This is a genomic window from Pseudomonas sp. MS01C9 (assembly GCF_058202755.1).
Window position 1 is genome coordinate 1488681 of the sequence record NZ_CM177073.1, and the last position, 23413, is coordinate 1512093.

Here is a 23413-nt window from a genome sequence, read left to right on the forward strand (position 1 = left end):
ACCGTCGAGAGAATCGAATCAATGCCGCACATTTTGATCGTCGAAGACGAAACAATTATCCGCTCCGCCTTGCGCCGCCTGCTGGAACGCAACCAGTACCAGGTCAGCGAAGCCGGTTCCGTGCAGGAAGCACAAGAGCGTTTCAGCATTCCCACGTTTGACCTGATCGTCAGCGACCTGCGCCTGCCCGGCGCCCCCGGCACCGAACTGATCAAGCTCGGCCAGGGCACTCCGGTGCTGATCATGACCAGCTACGCCAGCCTGCGCTCGGCGGTCGATTCCATGAAAATGGGTGCGGTGGACTACATCGCCAAACCGTTCGACCACGATGAAATGCTCCAGGCCGTGGCCCGGATCCTGCGTGACCGACAGACGGCGGCCAACAATCCGGTAGAGCCGACGAACGGTAAAGCCGCGACTTCTGCGAAAACGGTCGCCGGCAATGCCAACGGTGAAATCGGCATCATCGGCTCCTGCCCTCCAATGCAGGACCTATACGTCAAGATCCGCAAAGTGGCGCCGACCGACTCCAACGTCCTGATCCAGGGCGAATCCGGTACCGGCAAGGAGTTGGTGGCCCGCGCCCTGCACAACCTGTCTCGCCGGGCCAAGGCACCGATGATCTCGGTGAACTGCGCGGCAATCCCGGAAAGCCTGATCGAGTCCGAGTTGTTCGGGCACGAGAAAGGTGCATTCACTGGCGCCAGCGCTGGACGCGCCGGCCTGGTGGAAGCCGCGGATGGCGGCACACTGTTCCTCGATGAAATCGGCGAACTGCCTTTGGAAGCCCAGGCACGTTTGCTGCGGGTGCTTCAGGAAGGCGAGATCCGTCGGGTCGGGTCGGTGCAGTCGCAGAAAGTCGATGTACGCCTGATCGCAGCGACCCACCGGGACCTCAAGAGCCTGGCAAAGATCGGCCAGTTCCGTGAAGACCTGTATTACCGCTTGCATGTCATCGCGCTGAAACTGCCGGCTCTGCGCGAACGGGGCGCGGACGTCAACGAAATCGCCAATGCCTTCCTCGCCCGCCAAAGTGCGCGAGTCAACCGCACCGACTTGAAGTTCGCCCCGGACGCCGAACAGGCCATTCGTCATTACGCCTGGCCGGGTAACGTTCGAGAATTGGAAAACGCAGTGGAGCGGGCGGTGATCCTGTGCGAAAGCCCGGAAATCTCCGCCGACCTGCTGGGCATCGACATCGAGCTCAGCGATATGGACGACGAAGAATTCATCGGCCTGGCCCCGCAACAGGGTAACGCAGCCAACAATACCAGCCATGAGCCCACCGAGGACCTTTCCCTGGAAGACTATTTCCAGCATTTCGTCCTGGAGCACCAGGACCATATGACCGAGACCGAACTGGCTCGCAAGCTGGGTGTAAGCCGCAAGTGCCTGTGGGAACGGCGCCAGCGCCTGGGCATTCCACGGCGCAAGACCGGCGTGGCCAGCGAGAGCTGAGCCAGCTCCCACAGCGGAAGCTGAAAGGTATACCTATGTGAAAAAACTGTTACCTCAGCTTTTTCACGTAACAGAAGCCGGGGTTTACGGTAACGAAATCCCGGCTTTTTTTCGTCTTGAAAAAATGGCCTAGCCCTTCAACCTCCCGGTTTTCCTGGGCCTCACAAAAGTTGGCACGCACCCTGCTATAGCTTTGGTACAAGAACAATAACAAGCAATGCACAAGACAATAAAAATAAGACGAATCGACTCACGCACAATAAAAACAAGACGGCGAGAGGCGCAGCTAACTGATTCTTTTGGAGAGGCGTTGTATTTGGGGCTTGCCCCACAACCAGGCCGAGAACAATAAAAACTGTCTCAAGACAGCTGCCTGAACTGGTTGGATCGATCGATCACTGCAACTCAGCGACCAAAGCAATCCGTTTGCTCTTGGCTCCCGATTGGGAGGGTCACGAAGGGAAACCTCGTGGCGAGGGCACTCACAAAAACAAGAAGCCCGAAAACCATAATAAAAACAGAGCACGCAACTAATTCTGGGGGAGCTTCGGCTCCCCTTGTGGTTTCTGACATTCCCCTTCCATGAAGCCTACAGGGCTTGCCACTTGTAGCTTGCAGCTCAAAACTGCTGTGTCCTACACCATCCTCCGACTAAATGCTAGAATCCCCGCCCATCATGCGGCCATTCTTCGTTTTTGGTCGAATATTCCTTCAAACAGTGCATCCCATGCTGAAGAAGCTGTTCCAGTCATTCCGTTCTCCCTTGCGTCGTACGCAACACATTCGCAGCACGCCTGAAGTGCTCAACAGCAGCCAGCACTCGCTGCAAAAGGCCCAGTTCAGCCGTTATGCGGTGAACATCGTCGAACGCCTGCAGGGCGCCGGCTACCAGGCTTACCTGGTTGGCGGGTGCGTGCGCGACATGCTGCTCAACATCACCCCGAAGGATTTCGACGTGGCGACCAGCGCCACGCCGGAACAGATCCGGGCCGAGTTTCGTAACGCGCGCATCATTGGCCGGCGCTTCAAGCTGGTCCATATCCATTTCGGTCGTGAAATCATCGAAGTCGCGACTTTTCGCGCCAATCACCCGCAAAACGAAGAGGAAGAGGACAGCAACCAGTCTTCCCGCAACGAGAGCGGGCGCATCCTGCGCGATAATGTCTACGGCACGCTGGAAGAAGACGCGCAACGTCGCGACTTCACCATCAACGCCTTGTATTACGACCCGGTCAGCGAGCGCATCCTCGACTACGCCAATGGCGTACACGACATCCGCAATCGCCTGATCCGCCTGATTGGCGATCCTCGGCAGCGTTACCAGGAAGATCCGGTGCGGATGTTGCGGGCAGTGCGTTTCGCGGCCAAGCTGGATTTCGGTATCGAAAAACACAGTGCCGCGCCGATTCGCGACCTGGCGCCGATGCTGCGGGAAATTCCTTCGGCACGCCTGTTCGAGGAAGTGCTCAAGCTGTTTCTGTCGGGCAACGCGGCGGACACCTTCGAGATGCTGGTGGACCTGCAACTGTTCGATCCGCTGTTCCCGGCCAGTGCCGAGGCGCTGGAGCACAATCCGACCTACACCCACACCTTGATCAGCGAAGCACTGATCAACACCGACCTGCGCATCAAGCAGAACAAACCGGTGACCCCGGCCTTCCTGTTCGCCGCACTGCTCTGGCCGGCCCTCCCGGCCCGGGTGCTGCGTCTGCAGGAGCGGGGCATGCCACCGATCCCGGCCATGCAGGAGGCCGCCCACGAGCTCATCAGCGAACAGTGCCAGCGCATCGCGATTCCCAAGCGTTTCACAATGCCGATCCGCGAAATCTGGGACATGCAGGAACGCCTGCCACGGCGCAGCGGCAAACGCGCCGACCTGTTGCTGGACAACCCGCGCTTCCGCGCCGGCTACGATTTCCTGCTGCTGCGTGAAAGCGCGGGCGAGCAAACCGATGGCCTGGGCGAATGGTGGACCGACTACCAGGACGCCAACGACAGCGAGCGCCGCGATATGATTCGTGAGCTCAGCGGCAAGGATGACGGCGCCAGCGGCCCACGCAAACGTCGTCGCAGCAGCGGCGCCAAGCGCAAGCGCGCCGGTGTGCCGAGCGCATCGGGCGATTGATCGATGGAACGCATCTATATCGGCATGGGTAGCAACCTGGCCGAACCCGCCGAACAACTGCGCAGTGCCGTCCAGGCGCTGGCGCAATTGCCCGGCACCCGACTGGCGGGCGTTTCGGCGTTCTATCAGAGCGATTCCCTGCTACCCGGCCAACCGCGCTACACCAACGCCGTAGCGGCGCTGGACAGCCCGCTCGCGCCGCTGGAGCTGCTCGACGCGCTGCAAGCCATCGAAACCGGCCAGGGCCGCGAGCGCCTGGAACGCTGGGGCCCGCGGACCCTGGACCTGGACATTCTCTTGTATGGCGACCAGTTGATCGACCAGCCGCGTCTCAAGGTCCCCCATTACCATATGCATGCCCGGGCCTTCGTCCTGTATCCGCTGGCGGAACTGGCTCCCGCCGATCTGCGGCTGGCCGATGGACGCCTGCTCGCGGACCTGCTCGCAGCGTGCCCATTCGTTGGCCTGGAGCGCCTGCCACCTGCCTGACGAAGACCTTGCAAGTGGGAGCGAGACTGCTCGCTACCCCACAAGATCGGGACCAGGCAGTCAGATTCGAAACACACCTCTACGCTGAAACGCATCAGTAACCCCGGTAACACCTGGCGGTAACACATCCAATTGACTTCCCCGGTGCTCCTCACGACTATAGGCGTCCCGTTGCCGCCAATGCGGCGTTGAGGGGCGCAATCCAGGCCTTACAAGCACCACGCATAGAGGGTGCGCCTGTATCGAGCGCCTAATGAGGACTTTTTCATGCCAGCTATTACCCTGACCACGCTGCAAGGTCTCAAGCAAAAAGGTGAAAAGATCGCCATGCTGACCTGCTATGACGCAACGTTCGCCCACGCCTGTAACGAGGCCGGTGTCGAAGTGCTACTGGTGGGCGATTCCCTCGGCATGGTGTTGCAAGGCCACGACAGCACACTGCCGGCCACCACCGCCGACATGGCTTATCATGTCGCTTGCGTCAAACGCGGTAACACCGATGCGCTGATCCTCGCCGACCTGCCGTTCATGGCCTATGCCACCCTGGAACAGACCATGACCAACAGCGCCCAGCTGATGCAGGCCGGCGCCCACATGGTGAAAGTCGAAGGTGCATTGTGGCTGGCCGAGTCGATCCGGCTGCTGGCCGAACGAGGCATTCCGGTCTGCGCACACCTGGGGCTGACACCGCAGTCGGTGAATGTGCTCGGTGGCTACAAGGTCCAGGGTCGCAACGAGAACCAGGCTCGGCAGATGCGTGCCGATGCCATTGCGCTGGAGCAGGCCGGCGCCGCGATGTTGCTGCTCGAATGCGTGCCCAGCGAGCTGGCCGAAGAGATTACCCAGGCAGTGAAGATCCCGGTGATCGGCATCGGCGCCGGCAATGCCACCGATGGCCAGGTGCTGGTGCTGCACGACATGCTCGGGCTGTCGATCACCGGTCGCGTGCCCAAGTTCGTGAAGAACTTCATGGTCGGGCAAACCAGCGTGCAGGCCGCCTTGGCTGACTACGTGGCGCAAGTCAAGGCCGCGACCTTCCCTGGGGCCGAACACGGATTCTCCGCATGAACACCGTCAAGACCGTACGTGAACTGCGGGCCGCCGTGGCCCGTGCCCGCGGCGAAGGCAAACGCATCGCCTTCGTGCCCACCATGGGCAACCTGCACAGTGGCCACATGGCACTGGTGACCAAGGCGGCGCAGCGGGCCGATTTCGTGGTGGCGAGCATTTTCGTCAACCCGCTGCAATTCGGTGCCGGCGAAGACCTGGACAAATATCCCCGCACCCTGGCGGCAGACCAGGAGAAGCTGCTGCAGGCCGGCTGCCATTTGCTGTTTGCCCCCAGCGTGGAAGAGATGTATCCCGACGGCATGGCCGGACAGACCCGGGTCAGCGTTCCGCAATTGTCCGAAGGCCTGTGCGGTGCCAGCCGTCCCGGGCATTTCGAAGGTGTGGCGACAGTGGTCAGCAAGCTGTTCAACATGGTCCAGCCTGACCTGGCGGTATTCGGCCAGAAGGACTTCCAGCAGTTGGCGGTGATCCGGGCGCTGGTCCACGACCTGAACATGCCGATCCAGATCATCGGCGAGCCGACCGTCCGGGCCGAAGACGGCCTGGCGCTTTCATCGCGCAACGGCTTCCTCAGCCCCGAGCAACGCGTCGTGGCGCCAGTGGTCTACCGCAGCCTGAGCCACATTGCCGAGGCGATCCGCCAGGGGCAGCGGGATTTCCCGGCGTTGATCGCCGAGCAGCTCAAGCAACTCGAAGCCGCCGGCCTGCGCCCCGACTACCTGGAAGTGCGCCACGCCAAGACGTTGCGCCCGGCGTCGAGGGAGGATCGCGACCTGGTGATCCTGGTAGCGGCATTCCTGGGCAGCACACGGTTGATCGATAACCTGCACCTGGACCTCGATGCCCCCATCTGACCCCTAACGCACGCCCTGTGGGAACGAGCTTGTCCGCCAATGCGATGTCTGTCACATCAACGTGAAGGATGCCGGCCTTGCCGCGAGCAAACCCGCTCCCACGGGGCCTTCCAGCGTTATTGCCGCCTCGGTGGCCTTCGGGCAAACTGCCCGCCGTTCGGACTCTAGGAAACTCCATGCACACCATCATGCTCAAGGCCAAGCTGCACCGCGCCGAAGTCACTCACGCCGTGCTCGATTACGAAGGCTCCTGCGCCATCGATGGTGAATGGCTGGACCTGTCGGGAATCCGCGAATACGAACAGATCCAGATCTACAACGTCGACAATGGCGAGCGCTTCACCACCTACGCCATTCGTGGCGAGGAAGGCTCGCGGATGATTTCGGTCAACGGCGCCGCGGCGCACAAGGCCAAGGTCGGTGACCGCGTCATCATCTGCGCCTATGCTCACTACAGCGAAGCCGAACTGGTCAATTTCAAACCGCGCATGTTGTACATGGCGCCGGGCAACGAACTGAGCCACACCAGCAACGCCATCCCGGTCCAGGTCGCCTGACCGATGGACTTGCCTGTGGGAACGGGCTCGCTCGCGATAGCGTCAATCCCGCCCCCTCGATAGCCAGAGCACCAGGAAGCGCCCATCGCGCTTCCGTCTGTCGGCCAATTCCCACCCTGGCTGTATAAAAAAGTACCGGGATCCTGTCAGACAAAGTCAAGACAGATCGCAACGCGAGGTTTACTGTAGTCGCCCTGCGCCCAGAGATCGTGTCGACGCAGTTGTCCGGACGCCCGCCTCGGGCCTTGCCGGAGTTTTTAGTGTACAAAAGGTCGTTCAAGTAAAAGGAAACCCGCAGCGATGGCGTATTACCGAAACCCTCATGACGTGACCGCTCTGCCCGCCTGGCAAGCGCTGAATGACCACCGCAAAGCCATGCAGGATTTCAGCATGCGCGAAGCGTTCAACGCCGATCCGCAGCGTTTCAATCAATTCACCCTGTCGAGCTGCGGCCTGTTTCTCGATTATTCGAAGAACCTGATCAACGCCCAGACCCGCGACCTGCTGGTGAACCTGGCCAACGAAGTCGACCTCAAGGGCGCGATCAAGGCGCTGTTCGAAGGCGAAATCGTCAATGCCTCCGAAAACCGCCCGGCCCTGCACACGGCCCTGCGCCGGCCGGTGGGCGATAAACTGCTGGTGAACGGCGTCAACGTGATGCCTGACGTGCACAAGGTGCTCAACCAGATCACCGACCTGGTGGGCCGCATTCACGACGGGCTGTGGCGTGGCTACACCGAAAAACCGATCACCGACGTGGTGAACATTGGCATCGGCGGTTCGTTCCTCGGCCCGGAACTGGTATCCGAAGCGCTGTTGTCCTACGCGCAGAAGGGCGTTCGCTGCCACTACCTGGCGAACATCGATGGCAGCGAATTCCATGAGCTGACCATGAAGCTGCGCGCCGAGACCACCCTGTTCATCGTCTCGTCGAAGTCCTTCAACACCCTCGAGACCCTGAAGAACGCCCAGGCCGCCCGTGCCTGGTACCTGGCCCAGGGCGGCTCCGAAGCCGAGCTGTATCGGCACTTTATCGCGGTATCGAGCAACAACGCGGCCGCCGTGGCCTTCGGTATCCGTGAAGAGAATATCTTCCCGATGTGGGACTGGGTCGGCGGGCGCTACTCGCTGTGGTCGGCCATCGGCTTGCCCATCGCCCTGGCCATCGGCATGTCGAACTTCAAGGAACTGCTGTCCGGTGCCTACTCCATGGACCAGCACTTCCAGAGCGCCCCGTTCGAGCAGAACATGCCGGTCCTGCTGGCGTTGCTCGGCGTGTGGTACGGCAATTTCTGGGGCGCGCAAAGCCACGCGATCCTGCCGTACGACCACTACTTGCGCAACATCACCAAACACCTGCAGCAACTGGACATGGAGTCCAACGGCAAGAGCGTACGCCAGGACGGCACGCCGGCGTCCACCGACACTGGCCCGGTCATCTGGGGTGGCGTCGGTTGCAACGGCCAGCACGCCTATCACCAGTTGCTGCACCAGGGCACCCAGTTGATCCCGGCCGACTTCATCGTGCCGGTGGTCAGCTTCAACCCGGTGGCCGACCATCACCAGTGGCTGTACGCCAACTGCCTGTCCCAGAGCCAGGCGCTGATGCTTGGCAAGACCCGCGCCGAGGCAGAAGCCGAATTGCGGGACAAGGGTGCGAGTGAAGAGGAAGTGCAGAAACTGGCCTCCCACAAGGTCATCCCGGGCAACCGTCCGAGCAACACCCTGGTGGTCGAACGCATCAGCCCCCGTCGCCTTGGCGCGCTGGTGGCGCTGTATGAACACAAGGTGTTCGTGCAAAGCGTGGTCTGGGGCATCAATGCCTTCGACCAGTGGGGCGTGGAACTGGGCAAGGAACTGGGCAAAGGCGTCTACAACCGCCTGGTGGGCAGCGAAGAAAGCCCGGCCGAGGATGCCTCGACCCAAGGCCTGATCAGCTACTTCCGCGGACGTCACCGCGGCTGAGTCGTTGACCTGCATTACCCTCTGTGGGAGCGAGCCTGTTCGCGATGGCGGTGTGTCAGTCAATGGAAGGTTGATTGATCTACCATCGCGAGCAGACTCGCTCCCACAGTCATTTGTGCATGACTTGAACCCTCCGGCTACTGGGCGCATCTTTATGACTTGTCGCAAAACAAGAATAAGGAACCGCCATGCTCGATATCAGCCAGTTCCCTCAAGCCGATGCCGTCCGCCAGGCTGCGCAACTGAGTCAGGACCAATACAAGCGGCTCTACAAGGAATCCATCGAACACCCCAGCACCTTCTGGGCTGAACAGGCCACCCGCTTCCTCGATTGGATGGCTCCTTGGCAGACTGTCCAGCGCTACGACCTCAAGGCCGGCGACGCCGCCTGGTTCGCTGGCGGCAAGCTGAACGTCAGCGCCAACTGCATCGACCGTCACCTTGAACACCGTGCCGACCAGACTGCAATCATCTGGGAGGGCGACAACCCCGCCGAATCAGCGCAGATCAGCTACCGAAAACTCCATCATCACGTGTGCCGCCTGGCCAATGTGTTGAAAAGCCGAGGCGTGAAGAAAGGCGATCGGGTGTGCATCTACATGCCGATGATCCCGGAGGCCGCCTATGCCATGCTCGCCTGCACCCGTATTGGCGCGGTGCACTCGGTGGTGTTCGGTGGTTTTTCGCCGGACTCGCTGCGCGACCGGATACTCGATGCCGATTGCCGCACGGTGATCACCGCCGACGAGGGCGTGCGCGGAGGACGCGCCATACCGCTCAAGCGCAATGTCGACAAAGCCCTGGAAAGCTGCCCCGATGTCAGCACGGTCCTGGTGATCGAACGCACCCAGGCCGAGATAAGCTGGGTCGATGGCCGCGACATCTGGTACCACCAGGCCATGCACGATGCCGGCGACGATTGCCCGCCCGAACCGATGGATGCCGAAGACCCGCTGTTCATCCTCTACACCTCCGGCAGCACCGGCAAACCCAAGGGTGTGCTGCACACCACTGGCGGTTATCTGCTGCAAGCAGCCATGACCTTCAGGTACGTGCTGGACTACCGCGACAACGAGGTGTTCTGGTGCACCGCCGATGTCGGCTGGGTCACCGGCCACAGTTATATCGTCTACGGCCCCCTGGCCAATGGCGCGACCACCCTGATCTTCGAAGGCGTGCCGAGCTACCCCGACAGCTCGCGCTTCTGGCAGGTGATCGACAAGCATCAGGTCAATATCTTCTACACCGCCCCCACCGCTCTGCGCGCGTTAATGCGCGAAGGTGCCGAACCCTTACAGAAAACTTCCCGCAAGAGTTTGCGATTGCTCGGCAGCGTCGGTGAGCCGATCAACCCGGAAGCGTGGGAATGGTATTTCAACAAGGTCGGCGAGCAACGTTGCCCGATTGTCGATACCTGGTGGCAGACCGAAACCGGCGGCATCATGCTCAGCCCGCTGGTGAGCCAACAGAAACTCAAGCCAGGCTGCGCGACCCGGCCACTGTTCGGGGTCCAACCGGTGCTGCTGGATGAAGCGGGCAAGGAGATCAATGGCCCGGGCAGTGGCGTGCTGGCCATCAAGTCCAGCTGGCCTGGCCAGATCCGCAGCGTCTACAGGGACCATCAGCGCATGGTCGACACCTACTTCAAGCCCTACCCCGGCTATTACTTCACCGGCGACGGCGCCCGTCGCGACGAAGACGGCGATTACTGGATCACCGGACGCATCGATGACGTGATCAACGTTTCCGGGCACCGCATCGGCACCGCCGAAGTGGAAAGCGCCCTGGTGCTGCACGACAGCATCGCCGAAGCGGCCGTCGTCGGTTATCCCCACGACCTCAAGGGCCAGGGCATCTATGCCTTTGTCACGCCAATGAACGGCGTCGAAGCCAACGACGATCTGAAGAAGGAACTGCTTGCCCATGTCAGCAAGGAAATCGGCAGCTTCGCCAAGCCCGAACTGATCCAATGGGCGCCGGCGCTGCCCAAGACCCGGTCGGGCAAGATCATGCGACGCATCCTGCGCAAGATCGCCTGCAACGAACTGGACAGCCTCGGCGATACCTCGACCCTGGCTGACCCAAGCGTGGTGGAGGGGCTGATCGACAAGCGCCTGAATCGCTGAGTCAGCCGGCTTGGCCTCCCAGAAGCCCGGCCCCTCTTCGGGCATCTGTCTGTGGCAGGAGCATCTTCTGTGGCGAGGGGATAAATCTCCTCGCCACAAATGCCACCCTCGCCACAGGTCGGTGCCCGACCTCGAATCCGTATGCAATCGCCAACCCGGGTTTGCATAACTGTTAAACTCTCGCGCCTCATTTCCTTAAGGCGCGCTTGGCATGTCTTCCTTGAATCAGGCGCTGCGCGCCGCCCTCGATCAGCGTCGGGACCTGCTTGACGACCTGGAGCAGCAAGGCACCGATTGCTATCGCCTGTTCCATGGCAGCCAGGAAGGCGCTCCCGGACTCACCGTCGATCGCTACGGCCCGCAACTGATGGTGCAGAGCTTTCACCAGTCACTGGAGCGCGAAGCCTTGTTGCAACTGCACGGCATCGTCAACGAACGCCTGGGCCTGGACACCCTGCTGGTCTACAACGACCGTGCGCGGGGCAATTCGCGGATCGACCGCCAGGACAGCGTCTATCAGGCCGAAGAGGCCGCCCTGCAGGATCTCGTCGGCCACGAATGGGGGCTGAACTATCGCGTTCGCGGGCGCCACGCCGGACAAGACCCTCTTCTGTTCCTGGACCTGCGCAATGCCCGTGGCTGGGTCAAGGCAAACAGCCGCAACAAAAGCGTGCTGAACCTGTTCGCCTATACCTGCGGTGTCGGCCTGAGCGCCGCGGCCGGCGGCGCGCGGGAGGTGTGTAACCTGGACTTTGCCGAAGGCAACCTCGCGGTGGGACAGGAGAACGGCCTGCTCAACCCCGGCCTGCCGGCCATGGAATTCGTGCAATCGGATTATTTCCCGGCGATCCGGCAACTGGCCGGCCTGCCCGTCAGCCAGCGACGCGGGCAGAAACTGCCCGGCTATGTGCGCCTGGAACAACGCCAGTACGACCTGGTGCTGCTCGATCCACCGGCATGGGCGAAGAGCGCCTTCGGCACCGTCGACTTGTTACGCGATTACCAGAGCCTGCTCAAGCCTGCGTTACTCAGCACCGCCGACGACGGAGTGCTGATCTGCTGCAACAACCTGGCGAAAGTCTCCATGGACGACTGGCGCGAACAGGTGTTGCGCTGCGCAAGCAAAGCCGGTCGACCGGTGCGGGAATGGAGCGTGCTGATGCCCGGCGATGACTTTCCCTCCAAGGATGGCAATCCACCGCTCAAGACACTGGTCCTGCACTTCTGAGCCAACCTCCGCACACCTACGCAAAAAACGGACAAATCCGATAAATCTCAGTGGTTTCGGAACCGTAAACGCATGCCATACTCCAAGGCACTCCGATTCACACCAGACGAAGCCACACATGTCCAAAGGATTGAAACGCGCTTTCGCCGCACTGCTTATCGCACTGGCCCTCTATAGCCTGCTGGGGTTTCTGATATTGCCGGGCATCGCCTTGCGGATCGCCAACCAGCAACTGGCCAGCCTTGCCACGGTTCCGGCACAGTTGCAGCGTATCGAACTCAATCCTTTCAGCCTCGAAGTCACCCTGTGGGGACTGAATGTGGGCGAACCGGGCAAGGAACAGGTCGGCTTCGAACGCCTGTACGCCAACCTGCAGGTCGACAGCCTCTGGTCAGGCGCCCTGCACCTGGCCGATATCGAGCTGGACAAGCCCAAGACCGAGATCGTGTTCGCCAAGGACGGGCAGTTGAACCTGCTGGGCCTGTTCAAGCTGCCGCCCAGCGAACCGACCCCGGCCGATCCCGACGCCAAGCCGTTCCCCCTGCGCGTCGACCGGATCAAACTGGCCACCGGCTATGTGCATTTCCAGGATCTCCGGCCCAGCGAACCCATCGAGTTCCTCTACGACACGCTTGATTTCGAACTGAAGAACCTGAGTACCCTGCCTGACGACAGCGCCGACATGACCCTGGTCGCCGTCGGCCCTGAAGGTGGACAGGTCGACTGGACCGGCAATTTCAGTCTTTCGCCCATCGCTTCGCAAGGCAAACTCAAGATCACTGACGGCCAGATGAAAGCCTGGTGGCCCTACGTACGCGACGCGGTGCCCCTGGTGCTGGAAAATGGCGTGCTCAACCTGAGCACCGACTACAAGCTCAACCTGGCCAAGGGCACCGAACTGTTGCTCAGCAACGCGGCCGTCAGCGTCGCGCCCTTCGCCATCAAGGCGCCCGACGGTCGACCGCTGGCGAAGCTCGAGCGCCTGGATGTCAGCGAAACGACGGTGGACCTGGCCAAGCAGCAAGTGTTGGTAGGCAAAGTCCGTAGCCAGAAGCTGGAGACCTGGGCCGCCCGCGAGGCGGACGGCCAACTGGACTGGCAGAAGCTCTTCGCCAGCCAGCCGGCAAAACCCCAGGTGAAGGTAGAGCCTGCATCGGCCCCGGCGGCGGCCGATTCGCCCAAGCCAGCCCCGCAAGCCCCCGGCAAGCCTTGGCAGGTGCTGTTGAAGGACGTTCAATTGCGCGATTACCGGGTGCACCTGGCCGACCGCCAGGCACAGCCTGCCGTGGCACTGGAGGTCGGCCCGCTGAATCTCGACCTGCAGAACTTCGACACCCTCAACGGCTCACCCTTTACCCTCAAACTGGACACCGGATTGGGTAAACAGGGCAAGATCCTCGCCGACGGCGAGGTCAACCTGAGCCCCGTCACGGCCAGGCTCAAGGTCAAGACCCAGGACATCGACCTGCGTGTGGCCCAGGCCTATATCAACCCGTTCATTCGCCTGGAGCTGCGTTCAGGCATGCTCGGCAGCGACCTGGCAGTGGATCTCAAGAGCACCGAGCCGCTGGCTTTCGCAATCACCGGTCGCGCCCAGGTCGATCAGTTGCACACCCTGGATACCCTCAAGACCCGCGACTTCGTCAAATGGCAGCGCCTGGTGCTAGAAGGCCTCAGTTATCAGCACGGCGACAGCCTGTCCATCGACAAGGTCAACCTGCTCCAGCCTTATGCGCGCTTCATGATCAACGACGATCGCACCACCAACGTCGATGACCTGCTCATCCCGCAACCGGCCGACAGCGGCCCGAAGAACACTGCGGCAAAACCGGCTTCCAAGGAAAAACCCCTGGGCATCCACATCGGCGCGATTGCCATCAATGACGGCTCGGCCAATTTCGCCGACTTCAGCCTGACACCGAACTTCGCCACCGCCATCCAGCAGCTCAACGGCCAGATCGGCACCATCGACAGTCGCCAGGCCAAACCGGCCAGCGTCGACATCAAGGGCAAGGTCGACCGCTACGCACCTGTCACGATCAAGGGAGCACTCAATCCGTTCGATCCGATGGCCAGCCTTGATATCGCCACCAGCTTCAAGCGTGTCGAACTGACGACCCTGACACCCTACTCCGGTAAATTCGCCGGCTACCGCATCCGCAAGGGCCGGCTCAACCTGGACCTGCATTACCGCATCACCCAAGGCCAGCTCCAGGCCGACAACAAGGTGGTGGTGGAGCAACTGCAACTGGGGGAAAAAGTCGACAGCCCGGACGCCGTCAGCCTGCCGCTCAAGCTGGCCGTCGCGTTGCTGAAGGACTCCGAAGGCAGAATTTCCATCGAACTGCCGGTGTCCGGCAATCTCAACGACCCGCAATTCAGCGTCATGCCGATTGTCTGGCAAACCTTGCGCAACCTGGTGGTACGAGCGGCCCAGGCACCGTTCAAGCTCATCGGTGGGCTAGTGGCCGGAGGCGGCTCGCAAGACCTGGGCAGCGTGTCGTTCGCACCGGGCTCCAGCGAGCTGAGCCAGGAGAACCAGGGCGTACTGCTCAAGCTGTCCGAAGCCCTGGGCAAACGTCCCGAACTGCGCCTGGAAATCGAAGGCACCGCCGCCGAAAGTAGCGACGGCCCGTTACTCGCCGCCCAGCGCCTGGAACGCGAATACCAGTACAACTACTACAAGATGCTGCAACGCAGGGGCGACAAGGTCCCGGCCAAGGCTTTGTTGCTGCAGGTACCGGAGGACGAGAAGGCCCCGCTGCTGGAAGGCATCTACCGCACCCGCCTCAAGACCCAGCCACCGGCCGAATGGTCGCAACTGGATAAAAAGGCTCGTATCGAGAAGCTGCGTGAAGGGGTCATCAAGTTCTGGAGCGGCAGTGACGTTCTGCTGCGTGAACTGGGGCAGGAGAGAGCCAGCAGCATCAAGGACTTCCTGGTGGACAAGGGCCAACTGGCTGACGAACGGGTGTATTTCATCGACGCGACCCTCGGCCAGGCCGAAAGCGATGGACGCGTGATCACCCCCATGCACCTGGATGCCGAATAAGATGAACCGCTTCCAATGGCTCTCCCTGGGATTGCTGCTGGTTGCCGGCCCGGCGTTGGCGGCCGACACGTTGCGCTGCGGCAGCCAGCTGATCAGCGTTGGCGATCGCTCCAGTGAAGTGCTGCACAAATGCGGACAACCCACGGCTCGAGACGACCTGGGCTACAAGCGCAGTGTCAATCGCCGCGAAGAATATCCGGTAGAGGAATGGACTTACGGCCCCAACAGCGGCATGTATCAGTACCTGCGCTTCGAAGGCAATCGCCTGGTGCAGATCACCAGCAAACGCGGGCGCTAGCCCATCTGATCGATCAACACCCTGCCCAAAATAGACAGGCCCCCGGCAAACGCCGAGGGCCTGGGACGGCCACATCCATGTGGCCTTTCGCATGAACCCTAAGCAACGGCAAACGTATGACTAGGCCCGCTTGCCGTGCCTTCTCCCGGTTCAGGCGGAGAAGTCTTGGCCTTATTCGGCCTTCAGGCCATCAGCCGATACAGCCTTGACGCCTTTGATTTTCTTGGCGATTGCCACTGCTGTGTCTTTCTGAGCCTCGGTCACGGCAACAGTGGAAGACAGGGACACGACGCCTTTGTTGGTTTCTACTTTGATATCGGTGCCTGGAATACCTTTTTCGGTGACCAGGTCAGCCTTGACCTTGGTGGTGATCCAGGTATCGGAGGTGGCTTCCTTGGCCTCTGTCACTTCGCCCGCAGCCAGCATCATTGGAGCCTGAGTTGCTTGAGTGGTCTCGGCGAAAGCGCTAGCCATGGTCAGGGTCAGTGCGGTGGCTGCAGCGGCAGTGATAGCGAACTTCTTCATACGAGTAACTCCTGTTTTTCTCAGAAACTGCCGGGGTAATGCATTCCGGCAGGGTTGTCAGGAGTAGTGCGAAGGCTGTGCCAGTTTTATAAATTCAAATAATTTATTTTAAATCAATAAGTTAAGCGAAACGGCGATTTACAGAATCATGCAAAATGCATGACCCTCCGATTTTGTACATGCAAGTTGCGGTTTTTTTACGACGGCTTAAGCCACTGAATTGCCGGGCATTTCCTACACGCAAAAAAACCCCGCTAAAAGCGGGGCCGGTCAGATCAACCTGTATGCCTCAACTACCTGCAGCGGCAGCACCGGTGCAGCCCTTGGGAGCGTATTCCTGTTCAGCCGTGGTGGCACAGGTCCATACGCCGGTTCCCGAACGACTCAGCGTGATCGTCTTGCCCACCACCGGGCCCGGTGCATTGAGGATCGTGCAGCCGATGGTGCCGACCCCTGTAGAGGCAACACCCGAGGCAGTGGTGGTGCAGTTACTGGTAGTTGCCGTCCCGCCGATAAGCTCGAGGGTCGGGTTGGTGCCCGAGTTGATCGTGTCCTCGAACGGCACTTTCAATGCGGTGATCTCCGCCAGGCCCGCGGTCACCTTGGCTCGCGCCTGGTATTTGGAATACTGCGGCAACGCAAAGGTCGCCAGAATGCCGATGATCGCCACGACGATCAGCAGCTCGATCAGCGTAAAGCCATTCTGCTTGTTCATAGACATCTCCATACATGAGGCGAAATCTCATGGTTGGAGCAGTCATTGCATGGCACATGCCAACCGCCCCGAGCCGCGCGGGCAAGGCCCTGCAGCCCGTCAAAGCGCTACGGCCTACCCCAACAACCGCACTATCTGACATTTTTTGTCACCCCGCTCCGCTGGTAGGGCGTCGAGGCTTGACTAGGCTATAGGTCATGAATTGCCGTATCCGGGATCCCCATGACTGACATCGCCCTCAGTGGACTGACCAAGCAACTGGTACTGGCCGAACTGATCACCGAGCAAAATGCCCAACAGGCGCACCAGCAGGCCCAGCGCAATCGCATCCCCCTGGTCAGTTATCTGGTGCAGAACAAACTGGTCCAGAGCCGCCGTGTTGCCGAGATCGCCTCGGAACATTTCGGTGTCGCCCTGCTGGACCTCAACAGCCTCGACAAGGACATCCAGCCCACGGGGCTGGTCAGCGAAAAGCTGGTACGCCAGCATCACGCGCTGCCATTGTGGCGGCGCGGCAACAAGCTGTTCGTGGGCATTTCCGACCCCACCAATCACCAGGCCATCAACGACATCCAGTTCAGCACAGGCCTGACCACTGAAGCCATCCTGGTGGAGGACGACAAGCTCAGCGATGCCATCGAGAAATTCTTCGAGTCCAGTACCACGGGGCTGGAGGGCATGGGCGATGTCGACCTCGACGGCCTCGACATCGAATCAGGCGACGACCGCAAGCAGGACACTATCGCCGGGCTGGACGCCGACGATGCGCCGGTGGTGCGCTTCGTCAACAAGATGCTGCTGGATGCGATCAAGGGCGGCTCATCCGACCTGCATTTCGAGCCTTATGAAAAATCCTACCGGGTACGGGTGCGCACCGATGGCATGTTGCGGGAAGTGGCCAAGCCGCCTATCCAGTTGGCGACCCGCATCGCGGCGCGCCTGAAGGTCATGGCGAACCTGGATATTTCCGAACGGCGCAAACCCCAGGACGGACGGCTGAAAATGCGACTGTCGAAGACCAAGTCCATCGATTTCAGGGTCAACACCCTGCCAACCCTCTGGGGCGAAAAGGTGGTGATCCGGATCCTCGACCCCTCCAGCGCGCAAATGGGCATCGACGCCCTGGGCTATGAGCCGGACCAGAAAGAACTGTACCTGGCGGCGCTCAAGCAACCCCAAGGGCTGATCCTGGTGACCGGGCCGACCGGCTCGGGCAAGACCGTCTCGCTGTATACGGGGTTGAACATCCTCAATACGGTGGACATCAATATTTCCACCGCCGAAGACCCGGTTGAAATCAACATGGAGGGGATCAACCAGGTCAACGTGAACCCGCGCCAGGGGCTGGACTTCGCACAAGCCCTGCGCTCATTCCTGCGCCAGGACCCGGACGTGATCATGGTTGGCGAGATCCGCGACCTGGAAACGGCCGAGATCGCCATCAAGGCTGCGCAGACCGGGCACATGGTGCTGTCCACACTGCACACCAACAGCGCCGCCGAAACCCTCATCCGCCTGCAGAACATGGGCATTCCCGGCTTCAACATCGCCACGGCCGTGCACCTGATCATCGCCCAGCGACTAGCGCGCAAGTTGTGCACTTATTGCAAGAAGGCCATCGAGATTCCAGAGGAAACCCTGCACAAGGAAGGTTTCCCTCGGGAACGCATCGGCTCGTTCACGATCTATGAGCCGGTCGGTTGCGAACAGTGCAACAACGGCTACAAGGGCCGCGTGGGGATTTACGAAGTGGTCAAGAACACCCCCGAGCTGCAACGCCTGATCATGGCCGAAGGCAACTCGCTGGAAATCGACCTGCAGATGCGCAAGGACGGCTTCAACGACCTGCGCGCCTCCGGGCTGCTCAAAGTGATGCAAGGCGTGACCAGCCTCGAAGAAATCAACCGGGTCACCAAGGACTGAGCATGGCGGTCAAGGCAGTAAAAACCGATACCTACACTTGGGAAGGCAAGGACCGCAAGGGCACGAAAATGTCCGGCGAGCTGACCGGCCAGAGCCCGGCGCTGGTCAAGGCACAGTTGCGCAAGCAAGGGATCAACCCGGACAGGGTGCGCAAGAAGTCCAGCTCGATATTCAGCAAGGGCAAGCGCATCAAGCCCCTGGATATCGCCCTCTTCACTCGTCAGATGGCAACGATGCTCAAGGCCGGCGTCCCCCTGCTCCAGGCCTTCGACATCATCGGCGAAGGCTTCGACAACGCCAACATGCGCAAGCTGATCGACGAGGTAAAGCAGGAAGTCGCAGCCGGTAACAGCTTCGCCGCGTCGCTGCGCAAATGCCCGCAGTACTTCGACGAGCTGTATTGCAACCTGGTGGACGCCGGGGAACAGGCTGGCGCCCTGGATACCTTGCTGGACCGGGTCGCCACCTACAAGGAAAAGAGCGAGGCCCTCAAGGCCAAGATCAAGAAGGCCATGACCTACCCGACAGCCGTGATACTGGTTGCGGCGGTGGTCACGGGCATCCTGCTGGTCAAGGTGGTGCCGCAGTTCGAATCGGTGTTCGCCGGGTTCGGCGCGGAGCTGCCGGGGTTCACGGTGATGGTCATTGGCCTGTCGGAGTTCATGCAGCAATGGTGGTGGCTGCTGCTGGGTGCGCTGGTCGGCGGTTTTTTCGGGGTGAGATATGCCCTCAAGCGCTCCCAGGGCTTTCGTGACTGGCGCGACAAGTGGCTGCTCAAGCTGCCGCTGATCGGTGCCTTGATGTACAAATCCGCCGTGGCCCGCTTCGCCCGCACGCTTTCCACGACCTTCGCCGCCGGCGTGCCGCTGGTGGAAGCGCTGGATTCGGTGTCCGGCGCCACCGGCAACGTGGTATTCAAACGAGCGGTGCAACGCATCCGACAGGATGTCTCGACGGGCATGCAGCTGAATTTCTCCATGCGCGCGTCAGGCATCTTTCCGAACCTGGCGATCCAGATGACCGCCATCGGCGAGGAGTCCGGCGCGCTGGACGATATGCTGGACAAGGTGGCGAGTTTTTATGAGGCCGAAGTGGACAATCTGGTGGACAATCTCACCAGCCTGATGGAGCCGTTCATCATGGTGGTACTGGGGGTGGTCGTCGGCGGCCTGGTGGTTGCCATGTACCTGCCCATCTTTCAACTCGGCTCTGCGATCTGACATGCCCCTGACCGAATTCTTCGCGCTTTATCCCCTGGCCTTCGTGCTGACGGCGTTATTGCTCGGGCTGATCGTCGGCAGCTTTCTCAATGTCCTGGTGTGGCGCCTGCCCAGGATGTTGAGCCGGGAATGGCGACTGCAGGCTCATGACTTGCTGGGCCTGCCCGCCGAAACGCCCGGCCCGGCCTATAACCTGATACTGCCCCACTCCCAGTGCCCCCATTGCGGCCACCGCATCCGGGCCTGGGAAAATATCCCGGTGTTGAGCTACCTGGCGCTGCGCGGCCGCTGTTCCAGTTGCGCCACTCCCATCGGCAGGCGCTACCCCCTGACTGAACTGGCCTGTGGGGTGTTATCGGCGTTCGTCGCCTGGCATTTCGGCTTCGGCTGGCAGGCGGCAATGGTGATGGTCCTGAGCTGGGGCCTGCTGGGCATGAGCCTGATCGATGCCGAGCACCAATTGCTGCCCGATACGCTGGTACTGCCTTTGTTGTGGCTGGGCCTGATCGTCAACAGCTTTGGATTGTTCGCTTCGCTGAACGAGGCCATGTGGGGCGCTGTGGCCGGCTATCTGGCGCTGTGGTCGGTGTTCTGGGCGTTCAAGCTGATCACCGGCAAGGAAGGCATGGGCTATGGGGATTTCAAGCTATTGGCGATGCTGGGCGCCTGGGGCGGCTGGCAGATCCTGCCGTTGACGCTGCTGCTGTCGTCCCTGGTAGGCGCAGTCGTCGGCGTGGTTGTACTGCGCATGCGTGACGCTCCGGCGTCGACGCAAATCCCCTTTGGGCCTTATCTGGCCATTGCCGGCTGGATTGCGCTGCTCTGGGGTGGTCAAATAACCGACTTCTATTGGCAGTCTGTCGGTTTCTAATGAATACCCCTGTGGAAAAACCCTGGATTCTCGGCCTGACCGGCGGTATCGGCAGCGGTAAAAGCGCGGCGGCCCAGCACTTCATCGACCTGGGCGTGCACGTGGTCGACGCCGATCACGCCGCACGCTGGGTCGTCGAACCCGGACGCCCGGCCCTGGCGCAAATCGCCAAGCATTTCGGCCCTGGCGTGGTGCAGGCCGACGGCAGCCTCGATCGAGGGGCGCTGCGAAAACTCATCTTTGAAAATGCCGAGGAGCGTCGCTGGCTCGAGGCATTGCTGCATCCGTTGATCGCCGACGAAATCGCCCATCATCTGGCACTGGCACAATCGCCCTATGCGATCCTGGTCTCGCCACTGCTGATCGAGTCGGGACAGTACGCCATGACCCAGCGCATCCTGGTGATCGATGCTCCGGAACGAATGCAGATCGAACGTACCTTGCAGCGCGACCAGACCAGCGAACAACAGGTCCAGGCCATCCTCAAGGCACAGTCAAGCCGTCAGGATCGCCTGAGCCATGCGGACGACGTGGTGGTCAACGACCGCGACCTCGCCTGGCTGCACAGCGAGGTCGAACGCCTGCATCATTTTTACCTTACCTTGCGTGGAGGCCAGTCATGAGCCAGAACCCAACCGTTGATTGCCCGACCTGTGGCGCCCCCGTGGAATGGAGCCCGGAGAGCAAATTCCGGCCCTTCTGCTCCGATCGCTGCAAACTGATCGACCTGGGCGCCTGGGCGTCGGAGGAACACAAGATCCCGGTCAGCCCTGAGGCCGAGGACGAGTTGTTCAGCGAAGACTTCAACCCCCGCTCACATCATTAAGGGCGCATGAAACCGTAGTCCTGGCTGTCGTCGAGGTTTTCCGCCAGGAAACCCAATTCGTCGGCCAGGTCCTCGACACTGCGCACGGCCTTGCTCTGCTGCACCACCGCACTGAGCAAGGCCCGCAGGCTCAGTCCCGGATCGAAGCCTATTTCCATGGCCGCGTCCTGGCTGCGCCTGATCTCCTGTCTCGCCCACTCATAAACACTCATGGTTGTGCTCCCGAAATTTTTGCAGAGCATGCCGGGCGCTCGCCCGCGCAGCCTTGATGTGAATCAAGGCTTGTCGTTGTCCTTCCAGGGAGCCGACAGATACCGCGTACGGTTGAATGTCTCCAGCCATTCGGGGCTGAACACCACCAGCGCACTGATCACCATGCCGTTGATGAAGGCCTCGGGGAAAATGACCAGCCAGAGATAGCCGACAAAGTCGCTCAGCCAGTAAGGCATGGCGAATACACCGTCATACCACAGCAGACCGAGCCCCAGCAGCAGGCACAGCAGCGCCGACAGCGCAGCGGCCAGGAACCCCGAACAGAATATGTATACGAACAGGTTGCGTGGCTGGGCTCGCTCCACCAGGATCGCGCAGCATTCGGTGACCCACACCGGCAGCAGGACCAGCAGCATACCGTTGACGCCCACCGCCACCATGTCCTGGCGCCCGAGCAGGACCAGCGCCAGCTGGGCCAGAAAGCCGCCGAGGATCGCCAGGGGCCAGTCCAGCAGCAGCGTCACGGCGGTCATGCCGATGAAGTGATACGACACGCCGGTCTCGAAATCCCGGCGCACCAGCCACAACATGAACAACGCGAGCACCGTCCCGAACAGCAGATGCTGGCGTCGACTGTCGGTGAACAGCTCGACCCAGGGCGCGCGCCAGACCGCCCAGGCGAGCACCGGCACATAGATCAGCCAACCCGCCGTGAGGGTCTGCGAAGAGAGCAGCTCGGCACCGATCATGGGACTCCTCCTTTCGCTTGCCCTGGCATCACAGACTCCGTCATCGCCTTCGAATTCAAGCCGGCAGTCTACACCCCGGCCGACGCGTATTAATCAACGCAAGGCTTCCAGCTTGTCGCAATTGAACGCTAAGCTTGGGCTCATGGATGACTCCGATTATTTACGCCTGCTCACCATCGCGGCCGAGCAAGCCAACGCCTTTCTCTCCAATGCCCGCAAATGGGAGCGTGAGCGTTGGGTCTGCCAACGGCTGCTGCAAGGGTTGAACGTGCCCTATCGCGCCGATGAGTTCGCCCCCGCCGGGGAACCACCGGACGTCTTGTTTCGCGATGCGAACTTCGAGGTGTTTTTTGTCCTCGACGAAGGCCGTCGCCTCAATGACGAATGGCGCGATGAGCTGCAACGCCGCCGCAGCGCTTTTTCCCTCAGCCAACTGGTGCGCCGCGAGGCCAAGCCCCGGCGGATCCCGGCCAACGAATTCCTGCTGCGACTGGCGCCCACCCTGCGCAAGAAAGCCCACAACTACACCGAACGAGGCATGGACCTGGGGGAGCTGGACATCATCGCCTTCGCCAGCCTCAAGCGCGAAGTGCTGGACCTCAACAGCCATTTCCCGCCACCCACCGAATATCTGCGCCAGGGCTGGCGCTCGTTATCGCTGGTGGGGCCGACCTTCGCCCGGGTGCTGTTCGCCCATCCCGACGCACCGGACTTCCTGCGCAGCAACCTGGGACGCAGCATCGTCTTCGATGTCGGGATCAGCCTGTGAAAACACGCCGGCGCCGCACACAACCGTGGTGTTGGCACCACAGGGATGTTACAACCCGTCCATTCGCCTGGACGACCGGCGCTCCTGTAACGTCTACCCGTTCTGCAACGTCTACCTGACGAGGCCTTTATGACCAGCCGCCTGAACCCCGAAGACCAGAAGCATGTCGAAGAGTACCTGCAACTGTCCCAGCACCGAGTCGAGCGCCGGCCCTTCCGGCCGTGGATGCTCCTGGTGGTGGTACTGGCCGTGACCATCGGCCTGGGCCTGTTGAGCCGATTGATCAGTTACCTGACGCTATGAGCAGCCTGGTATCGAGGGATACGACACCGGCGCTCGCTCGGGTAACGGCACCGATTTCCTTTAGCCTTGCGAGATA

General features: G+C 61.1%; 22 protein-coding genes. 18 read left to right on the forward strand and 4 right to left on the reverse strand.

What is annotated here, in order from left to right; translation table 11 throughout:
* The first annotated feature begins 21 nt into the window (after window positions 1–21).
* The 11 genes from AC1M7R_RS06865 (at window position 22) to AC1M7R_RS06915 (ending at window position 15223) form a co-directional block, all read left to right on the forward strand.
* Entirely contained in the window at window positions 22–1458 is a 1437-nt protein-coding gene (locus tag AC1M7R_RS06865; RefSeq protein ID WP_076406253.1) for a sigma-54-dependent transcriptional regulator, read from the forward strand.
* A gap of 727 nt (window positions 1459–2185) precedes the next feature.
* Window positions 2186–3583, forward strand: a complete 1398-nt coding sequence (locus AC1M7R_RS06870) for a polynucleotide adenylyltransferase PcnB (protein ID WP_072398637.1) — start codon at window positions 2186–2188, stop codon at window positions 3581–3583.
* 3 nt (window positions 3584–3586) lie between these two features.
* Entirely contained in the window at window positions 3587–4072 is a 486-nt protein-coding gene (gene folK / locus AC1M7R_RS06875; RefSeq protein WP_072398636.1) for a 2-amino-4-hydroxy-6-hydroxymethyldihydropteridine diphosphokinase, read from the forward strand.
* A 267-nt stretch (window positions 4073–4339) separates the two neighbouring features.
* Window positions 4340–5140 carry a 3-methyl-2-oxobutanoate hydroxymethyltransferase gene (panB, locus tag AC1M7R_RS06880; protein ID WP_072398635.1) on the forward strand — a complete coding sequence of 267 codons (801 nt, stop codon included), beginning with the start codon at window positions 4340–4342 and terminating at the stop codon, window positions 5138–5140.
* Window positions 5137–5997 carry a pantoate--beta-alanine ligase gene (panC, locus tag AC1M7R_RS06885; RefSeq protein ID WP_072431988.1) on the forward strand — a complete coding sequence of 287 codons (861 nt, stop codon included), beginning with the start codon at window positions 5137–5139 and terminating at the stop codon, window positions 5995–5997. The genes panB and panC overlap by 4 nt, the downstream gene beginning before the upstream one ends.
* A gap of 176 nt (window positions 5998–6173) precedes the next feature.
* Window positions 6174–6554, forward strand: a complete 381-nt coding sequence (panD, locus tag AC1M7R_RS06890; protein WP_072398633.1) for an aspartate 1-decarboxylase — start codon at window positions 6174–6176, stop codon at window positions 6552–6554.
* Window positions 6555–6854: 300 nt separating this feature from the next.
* Window positions 6855–8519 carry a glucose-6-phosphate isomerase gene (pgi, locus tag AC1M7R_RS06895; protein WP_072398632.1) on the forward strand — a complete coding sequence of 555 codons (1665 nt, stop codon included), beginning with the start codon at window positions 6855–6857 and terminating at the stop codon, window positions 8517–8519.
* A gap of 188 nt (window positions 8520–8707) precedes the next feature.
* Window positions 8708–10645: an acetate--CoA ligase gene (gene acs, locus AC1M7R_RS06900; protein WP_490610313.1), complete on the forward strand. Its 1938-nt coding sequence runs from the start codon at window positions 8708–8710 to the stop codon at window positions 10643–10645.
* 211 nt (window positions 10646–10856) lie between these two features.
* Entirely contained in the window at window positions 10857–11873 is a 1017-nt protein-coding gene (locus AC1M7R_RS06905) for a class I SAM-dependent rRNA methyltransferase (protein ID WP_072398630.1), read from the forward strand.
* A 118-nt stretch (window positions 11874–11991) separates the two neighbouring features.
* Complete coding sequence (locus AC1M7R_RS06910) at window positions 11992–14925, forward strand: DUF748 domain-containing protein (RefSeq protein WP_072459662.1); 2934 nt, start codon at window positions 11992–11994, stop codon at window positions 14923–14925.
* A 1-nt stretch (window position 14926) separates the two neighbouring features.
* Window positions 14927–15223, forward strand: coding sequence for a DUF2845 domain-containing protein (locus AC1M7R_RS06915; RefSeq protein WP_072398628.1), 297 nt, complete (start codon window positions 14927–14929; stop codon window positions 15221–15223).
* 171 nt (window positions 15224–15394) lie between these two features.
* On the opposite strand, the gene AC1M7R_RS06920 is transcribed toward AC1M7R_RS06915, so the two are convergent.
* Complete coding sequence (locus AC1M7R_RS06920; protein WP_072398627.1) at window positions 15395–15748, reverse strand: BON domain-containing protein; 354 nt, start codon at window positions 15746–15748, stop codon at window positions 15395–15397.
* 289 nt (window positions 15749–16037) lie between these two features.
* A complete protein-coding gene (locus AC1M7R_RS06925) occupies window positions 16038–16463 on the reverse strand; it encodes a pilin (RefSeq protein WP_072398626.1) in 426 nt (141 codons plus the stop codon).
* Between the two features lie 222 nt (window positions 16464–16685).
* On the opposite strand from AC1M7R_RS06925, the gene pilB reads away from it, so the two are divergent.
* From pilB to yacG, 5 genes are read left to right on the forward strand one after another with little or no spacing between them, the layout of a single operon-like run.
* Complete coding sequence (gene pilB, locus AC1M7R_RS06930) at window positions 16686–18386, forward strand: type IV-A pilus assembly ATPase PilB (RefSeq protein ID WP_490610314.1); 1701 nt, start codon at window positions 16686–16688, stop codon at window positions 18384–18386.
* A gap of 2 nt (window positions 18387–18388) precedes the next feature.
* Window positions 18389–19606, forward strand: a complete 1218-nt coding sequence (locus AC1M7R_RS06935) for a type II secretion system F family protein (protein WP_490610315.1) — start codon at window positions 18389–18391, stop codon at window positions 19604–19606.
* A 1-nt stretch (window position 19607) separates the two neighbouring features.
* On the forward strand, window positions 19608–20477 hold the full coding sequence (locus AC1M7R_RS06940) for a prepilin peptidase (protein WP_072398623.1): 870 nt from the start codon (window positions 19608–19610) through the stop codon (window positions 20475–20477).
* Window positions 20477–21100 (forward strand): dephospho-CoA kinase, encoded by a 624-nt coding sequence (coaE, locus tag AC1M7R_RS06945; RefSeq protein WP_165887272.1) that lies wholly within the window; start codon window positions 20477–20479, stop codon window positions 21098–21100. Before AC1M7R_RS06940 ends, coaE begins: the two co-directional genes overlap by 1 nt.
* Window positions 21097–21303 (forward strand): DNA gyrase inhibitor YacG, encoded by a 207-nt coding sequence (yacG, locus tag AC1M7R_RS06950; protein ID WP_072398621.1) that lies wholly within the window; start codon window positions 21097–21099, stop codon window positions 21301–21303. Before coaE ends, yacG begins: the two co-directional genes overlap by 4 nt.
* Here yacG and AC1M7R_RS06955 read toward each other — a convergent pair.
* Window positions 21300–21515, reverse strand: a complete 216-nt coding sequence (locus tag AC1M7R_RS06955; RefSeq protein ID WP_072398620.1) for a hypothetical protein — start codon at window positions 21513–21515, stop codon at window positions 21300–21302. The two genes, yacG and AC1M7R_RS06955, sit on opposite strands and share 4 nt — an antisense overlap.
* Before the next feature lie 63 nt (window positions 21516–21578).
* Window positions 21579–22265 (reverse strand): energy-coupling factor ABC transporter permease, encoded by a 687-nt coding sequence (locus tag AC1M7R_RS06960; protein ID WP_072398619.1) that lies wholly within the window; start codon window positions 22263–22265, stop codon window positions 21579–21581.
* 142 nt (window positions 22266–22407) lie between these two features.
* On the opposite strand from AC1M7R_RS06960, the gene AC1M7R_RS06965 reads away from it, so the two are divergent.
* Together AC1M7R_RS06965 and AC1M7R_RS06970 are read left to right on the forward strand one after the other, a co-directional pair.
* The gene (locus tag AC1M7R_RS06965; protein ID WP_047229866.1) at window positions 22408–23034 is read left to right on the forward strand and encodes a DUF1780 domain-containing protein; all 627 of its coding nucleotides are present in this window, start codon (window positions 22408–22410) and stop codon (window positions 23032–23034) included.
* A gap of 129 nt (window positions 23035–23163) precedes the next feature.
* Window positions 23164–23337: a DUF3094 domain-containing protein gene (locus tag AC1M7R_RS06970; RefSeq protein WP_003205686.1), complete on the forward strand. Its 174-nt coding sequence runs from the start codon at window positions 23164–23166 to the stop codon at window positions 23335–23337.
* Window positions 23338–23413: the final 76 nt, after the last annotated feature.